This is a genomic window from Pseudomonas sp. RG1, assembly GCF_025910115.1.
GTDB lineage: Bacteria > Pseudomonadota > Gammaproteobacteria > Pseudomonadales > Pseudomonadaceae > Aquipseudomonas > Aquipseudomonas atacamensis.
This window is the reverse complement of record NZ_JAPCIK010000054.1, coordinates 37,117-43,671: the sequence shown is the minus strand read 5'-3', so window position 1 is coordinate 43,671 and position 6,555 is coordinate 37,117. Positions and strand designations below refer to the sequence as shown.

The following is a 6,555-nucleotide window of genomic DNA, read 5'->3' as shown; positions in this document are numbered from 1 at the left end:
ATGCATTCCCACGCAGAGCGTGGGAACGATCAGGGGAGGTACTACGACTTATTGCGTAACCGGGGTGATATCCCGCATCGGCTTGCCCTTCACCGGCGCGCCGTTCGCCACGTAATAAGCAGCGTTGCTGCGCGGCAGCGGCTTGCGGCCACGGATCTTGTCGGCGATTTTCTCGGCCATCATGATCGTCGGCGCGTTGAGGTTGCCGGTGGTGATGATCGGCATGATCGAGGCATCGACCACGCGCAGGCTCTGCATGCCGTGCACACGACCTTCGCCATCGACCACGGCCATCTCGTCGGTGCCCATCTTGCACGAGCAGGACGGGTGGAACGCGGTTTCGGCGTGCTCGCGGATGAACTTGTCGAGCTGCTCATCGGTTTGCACGTCGATGCCCGGGCTGATTTCGCGGCCACGGAAGGCGTCGAGGGCCGGCTGCTGCATGATCTCGCGGGTCAGGCGGATGCCGTCGCGGAATTCCTGCCAGTCCTGCTCGGTGGCCATGTAGTTGAACAGGATGCTCGGGTGCTGGCGCGGATCCTTGGACTTGACCTGGATGCGACCACGGCTCGGCGAGCGCATGGAGCCCATGTGCGCCTGGAAACCATGTTCTTTCACGCCGTTGCTGCCGTTGTAGTTAATCGCCACCGGCAGGAAGTGGTACTGGATGTTGGGCCATTCGAATTCCGGACGCGAACGAATGAAACCGCCGGCCTCGAACTGGTTGCTGGCGCCGATGCCGGTGCCGTTGAACAGCCACTCGGCACCGATCGCCGGCTGGTTGTACCAGAGCAGCGATGGATACAGCGAAACCGGTTGGGTGCAGGCGTATTGCAGGTACAGCTCAAGGTGATCCTGCAGATTTTCACCGACGCCCGGCAGATCGTGGACCACCGGGATGTCGAGACTTTCCAGCAGTTTCGCCGGGCCGACACCGGAGCGCTGCAGAATCTGCGGCGAAGCGATGGCGCCGGAGCACAGCAGAACTTCCTTGCGCGCCTTGGCTTCAACACGTTCTTCAGCGTCGCCGATCAGGTAACGCACGCCGACCGCGCGCTTGCCTTCGAACAGAATCTTGTCGGTCAGGGCGTGGGTGACGATGGTCAGGGTCGAACGCTTCTTGGCGATGTCGAGGTAGCCACGCGCGGTGGAAGCACGGCGGCCGTTCGGCGTCACGGTGCGGTCCATCGGGCCGAAGCCTTCCTGCTGGTAACCGTTGAGGTCTTCGGTGCGCGGGTAACCGGCCTGCACGCCGGCTTCAACCATGGCGTGGAACAGCGGGTTGTTGCCGGCTTTCGGCGTGGTCACGCTGACCGGGCCGTCGCCACCGTGGTAATCGTTCGGGCCGATGTCACGGGTTTCAGCTTTGCGGAAGTACGGCAGGCAATCGAGGTACGACCAGTCTTCCAGGCCCGGCAGTTTCGCCCAGCCGTCATAGTCCATGGCGTTGCCACGGATGTAGCACATGCCGTTGATCAGCGAAGAGCCGCCAAGGCCCTTGCCGCGACCGCATTCCATCCGGCGACCGTCCATGTGCGGCTCTGGATCGGTTTCGTAGGCCCAGTTGTAGCGACGACCCTGCAGCGGGAACGCCAGCGCGGCGGGCATCTGCGTGCGGAAGTCGAGGCGGTAGTCCGGCCCCCCGGCTTCGAGCAGCAGAACGGTGACGCCTTCGTCTTCAGTCAGACGGGTCGCCAGAGTGTTACCGGCCGAGCCGGCACCGATGATGATGTAATCGAATTCTTGGGACATTGAATGCACCCTCTTTGAAGTTGGTCAGGTCAACTGTGACCGCGCACCTGTGGCGAGGGGATTCATCCCCGTTCGGCTGCGCAGCAGTCGCAGAGTCAGCGACTGGTTCTGTCTGGAGAATTGCAGTGTCTGGAGGGGGGGCGCTTCGCAGCCCGACGGGGATGAATCCCCTCGCCACAATGGCCCCACCCGGACTCTGAGTCAGATCAGAACACCGAGACGTAATCGCCCAGCTCGACCTGTACCGATTTGATGCGGGTGAAGTTGTTCAGCGAGCTGATCCCGTTCTCACGGCCAACACCCGACTGCTTGTAGCCGCCGACCGGCATTTTTGCGTCGGACTCGCCCCAGGCGTTGATCCAGCAGATACCGGCTTCCAGTTGATGGATCACGCGGTGGGCGCGGTTCAGGTCTTTGGTGACGATACCGGCGGCCAGGCCGAAGTCGGTGTCGTTGGCGCGGCGGATCACTTCTTCTTCGGTTTCGTAGGAGAGGATCGCCATCACCGGGCCGAAGATTTCTTCGCGGACGATGGTCATGTCGTCGGTGCAGTCGGTGAACACGGTTGGCGCCACGAACGCGCCTTTGGCGAATTCGCCGTCGGTCAGTCGACCGCCACCACACAGTACGCGTGCACCTTCTTCTTTACCCTTGGCGATGTAAGCCAACACGCTTTCCATGTGCGGGAAGCTGACCAGCGGGCCGAAGTTGGTGTTTTCGTCTTCCGGGTTGCCGACGCGGATGCGCGCAACGCGCTCAACGATCTTGGCTTCAAAAGCGGCTTTCAGGTGCGCGGGTACGAACACGCGAGTGCCGTTGGTGCAGACCTGACCGGAGCTGTAGAAGTTGGCCATCATCGCCGTGTCGGCAGCGCGATCCAGGTCGGCGTCGTCGCAGATGATCAGCGGCGACTTGCCGCCCAGTTCCATGGTCACGTCCTTGAGCGACGAAGCCGAAGCGCTGGCCATGACTTTCTTGCCAGTGTCGGTGCCACCGGTGAAGGAGATTTTCTCGATGCGCGGGTGCTCGGTCAGCCAGGTGCCGACTTCGCGGCCGCTGCCGGTCAGGACGTTGAACACGCCGTTCGGCACGCCGGCTTCGGTGTAGATCTCGGCCAGTTTCAGAGTAGTCAGCGAGGTGACTTCACTTGGCTTGAAGATCATCGCGTTACCGGCGGCCAGGGCTGGAGCGGATTTCCACAGCGCGATCTGGATCGGGTAGTTCCACGCGCCGATACCGGCGACCACGCCCAGCGGCTCGCGACGGGTGTAAACGAAAGAGGTGTCACGCAGCGGAATCTGCTCGCCTTCGATGGCGGGCACCAGGCCTGCGTAGTATTCCAGCACGTCGGCGCCGGTGACGATGTCGACGTACTTGGTTTCGGAGAAGGATTTGCCGGTGTCCAGGGTTTCCAGCGCAGCCAGCTCATCGTTGCGCTCGCGCAGGATGTCAACGGCGCGGCGCAGGATGCGCGAACGCTCCATGGCGGTCATCGCGGCCCAGATTTTCTGGCCCTTTTCGGCGCTGACCACAGCGCGCTCGACGTCGTCTTTGGTCGCACGTTGCACCAGTGCGAGGACTTCACCGTTCGCCGGGTTGATGGCTTCGAAGGTGGCGTCGCTGCCGGCGTCGGTGTACGCGCCATCGATGTAGAGTTTTTGCAGTTCGAAACGGGCCATAGTGTCCTCGCAAGTGCATTGGTGGTTGGCGTTGACCACCGCGATGACGCTGCGGTGGAGTTCAGGGGCCGAGCATTTTCTGTGTGCTCTAGCTCACCTTCTTGGCCAATTGGAAATCCATGTATTCGTAAGCGATCTGTTGCGCCTGCGCCGTGTCGAAAGCGTCCCCCGACAGCGCGCCGCGCAACCACAAACCGTCGATCAAAGCTGCCAGGCCTCGGGCGGCATTGCGCGCATCTTCGAGCGGCAACACACGGCGGAACTGGCAGCACAGGTTGGAATACAGACGGTGATCGTTGATCCGCTGCAACCTGTGCAAAGACGGCTGGTGCATGCTGGTGGCCCAGAAGGCCAGCCAGGTTTTCATTGCCGGGCCATTGACCTGGCTGGCGTCGAAGTTGCCTTCGATGATCACCTGCAGATGCGCCCGTGGGCTGTCATCTGCCAGCGCCTGACGGCGCGCGGTGACGCTCTCGCTGAGGGCGGTCATCAGGTACCGCATCGTGGCGGCGATCAGGCCGTTCTTGTCCTGAAAGTAATGACTGATGATGCCATTCGAGACACCGGCCAAACGGGCGATCAGCGCAATGCTGGCGTCCCCCATTCCGACCTGATCGACCGCTTGCAAAGTGGCTTCGATCAGTTGTTGGCGGCGGATGGGTTGCATACCGACCTTGGGCATCTTGCACATCTCCTTAGGCCTTCCGAGGGGCGAATGACGCCGATCGGATTGAGGGCCAGTCTATTTTGTTTTGATTGAACGTTCAATCAACAAAGAATAAGATCTGCGACAATTCGTCGCTGCCTACAGAAAATTCCTACGCGTAATGACGATAAAAACCGACACCTGAAACGGCTCGAAACCTGCGTGGGGCATGGCGCGGTTCGCGATTCGATGGACGTGTTGAAAGGGCAAGACGCTCGGGGCCAGGTTTCGGATGAACGTCCGTCGCCTCTGGCCACGAAAGCGAATAGCAACGCCATTTCGGCAGGTTCGGGCTTTTTTCGGAGTGTCTTTATATCACCCGCCGGTCGGCTGCCAACTAACCGATTGGTCGGGTTCCGTGATGCCTTGTGTTCTTCTCTCGCACTGCCTGGAGCATTTGTGCCATGAGTTCTGCCTCGCTAATAAAGACCCCGCCCGAGAAGGTGACGGTCAACGGTTGGGTGTTCTACACCTCGACCGCGCTGATTCTGTTGTTGACCGCCATTCTGATCATCGCCCCGCAAGAGGCCGGCAGAATGTTGGGCATGGCCCAGGCCTGGTTGTCGCGCAGCTTCGGCTGGTACTACATGGTGGTGATCGCCGCCTACCTGGTGTTCGTGGTCGGTCTGGCGTTTTCCTCGTACGGCAAACTCAAACTGGGCAGTAAGGACGACACCCCGGATTTCAGTTACGGCGCCTGGGCGGGGATGCTGTTCTCGTCGGGCATCGGCATTTCGCTGCTGTACTTCGGCGCGTCCGAGCCACTGGATCACTACTTCAATCCGCCGGAAGGCACCTCGGCCACCAACATGGCCGCGCGTCAGGCGGTGCAACTGACTTTCCTGCACTGGGGCCTGCACGGCTGGGCGATCTATGCACTGGTCGGCCTGGCCGTGGCGTATTTTGCCTATCGGCATAACCAGCCGCTGGCGTTGCGTTCGGCGCTGTATCCATTGGTCGGCGAGCGTTGGGTCAAAGGCGCCGCCGGGCACGCAGTGGACGGCTTTGGCATGTTCGTGACCCTGCTGGGGCTGGTGACCAACCTGGGGATTGGCTCGCTGCAAGTGTCGTCCGGGCTGGAAAACCTGTTCGGCATGGAGCACAGCAACACCAACCTGCTGATCGTCATCATCGTCATGAGCACCGTGGCGACCATCGCTGCCGTGTCGGGTGTGGAAAACGGCATTCGTCGTCTGTCCAACCTGAACATCGTGCTGTTCAGCGGCCTGCTGATTTTTGTCCTGCTGTTCGGCCCGACTTTGCACCTGCTCAACGGCTTTGTGCAGAACATCGGTGACTATCTCAACGGCGTGGTGCTGAAGACTTTCGACCTGTACGTCTATGAAGGCGACAGCGCCAAGTCCGACCGCTGGTTGGGCCTGTGGACGCTGTTCTACTGGGCGTGGTGGATTTCCTGGGCGCCATTCGTAGGCATGTTCATTGCGCGGATTTCCCGTGGTCGCAGCGTGCGTGAACTGGTCGCTGGCGTGCTGCTGATTCCGCTGGGCTTCACCTTGGCGTGGCTGTCGATCTTCGGTAACTCGGCGCTGGATCTGGTGATGAACCAGGGCGCGGTGGAGCTGGGCAAGACGGCGCTGGAACAGCCGTCGATGGCGATCTATCAGTTGCTTGAGCATTACCCGGCGTCGAAAGTCGTCATCGGGGTGTCGATCTTTGTCGGCTTCGTGCTGTTCCTGACCCCGGCCGACTCCGGTGCGGTGATGATGGCGAATCTTTCCTGCAAGGGCGGCAACGTCGATGAAGACGCGCCGCACTGGCTGCGGATCTTCTGGTCGGTGGTGATCACGCTGGTGACCATCGGCCTGCTGTTCGCCGGCAACTTCGAAGCCATGCAGACCATGGTCGTGCTGGCCGGCCTGCCGTTTTCGGTGGTGCTGATCTGCTTCATGTTCGGCCTGCACAAGGCGATGCGCCAGGACGTGCAGATCGAACAGGAGCAAGCGCAACTGGCCGAGCGCGGGCGCCGTGGTTTCAGCGAGCGCCTGACGCAACTGGATCTGCAGCCGAGCCAATCGGTGGTGCAGCGCTTCATGGACAAGCACGTCACCCCGGCGCTGGAGGATGCGGCGGCGCAATTGCGCAATCAGGGCATTGAAGTGCAGACGCTGTTGGGCAAGGCCAAGCGCTGCATGGGGGTGCGGGTCGAGATGGAAGAGGGCAACCCTTTCGTTTACGAAGTGAGCCTGGATGGTTATCTGGCGACCCCGACCGAATCGGCGCAGTCGGATGAAGCGCGTCAGCGTTATTACCGCGCTGAGGTGTATCTGCACAATGGCAGCCAGGACTACGACTTGATGGGCTTCACTCCTGAGCAGATTACGCGGGATGTGCTGGATCAGTTTGAAAGCCATCGGCAGCTTCTTGGCCGGGTGTACAGCTAAACAGCTAAAACAAAAG

4 protein-coding genes are annotated in these 6,555 nt (G+C 61.1%); 1 reads left to right on the top strand and 3 read right to left on the bottom strand.

What is annotated here, in order from left to right:
* Positions 1-48: 48 nt before the first annotated feature.
* From betA to betI, 3 genes are all read right to left on the bottom strand, one after another.
* Entirely contained in the window at positions 49-1,752 is a 1,704-nt protein-coding gene (betA, locus tag OK411_RS25965; RefSeq protein ID WP_016772801.1) for a choline dehydrogenase, read from the bottom strand.
* Positions 1,753-1,958: 206 nt separating this feature from the next.
* On the bottom strand, positions 1,959-3,431 hold the full coding sequence (gene betB / locus OK411_RS25960) for a betaine-aldehyde dehydrogenase (RefSeq protein WP_024014608.1): 1,473 nt from the start codon (positions 3,429-3,431) through the stop codon (positions 1,959-1,961).
* 88 nt (positions 3,432-3,519) lie between these two features.
* Complete coding sequence (betI, locus tag OK411_RS25955) at positions 3,520-4,113, bottom strand: transcriptional regulator BetI (RefSeq protein ID WP_024014607.1); 594 nt, start codon at positions 4,111-4,113, stop codon at positions 3,520-3,522.
* A 485-nt stretch (positions 4,114-4,598) separates the two neighbouring features.
* Between betI and OK411_RS25950 the strand changes: the two genes are divergently transcribed.
* Complete coding sequence (locus OK411_RS25950) at positions 4,599-6,539, top strand: BCCT family transporter (protein WP_223630511.1); 1,941 nt, start codon at positions 4,599-4,601, stop codon at positions 6,537-6,539.
* Positions 6,540-6,555: the final 16 nt, after the last annotated feature.

Coding starts and splice junctions, on each gene's coding strand:
- betI (WP_024014607.1), bottom strand. CDS start 4,113: ATGCCCAAGGTCGGTATGCAACCCATCCGCCGCCAACAACTGATCGAA.
- betA (WP_016772801.1), bottom strand. CDS start 1,752: ATGTCCCAAGAATTCGATTACATCATCATCGGTGCCGGCTCGGCCGGT.
- betB (WP_024014608.1), bottom strand. CDS start 3,431: ATGGCCCGTTTCGAACTGCAAAAACTCTACATCGATGGCGCGTACACC.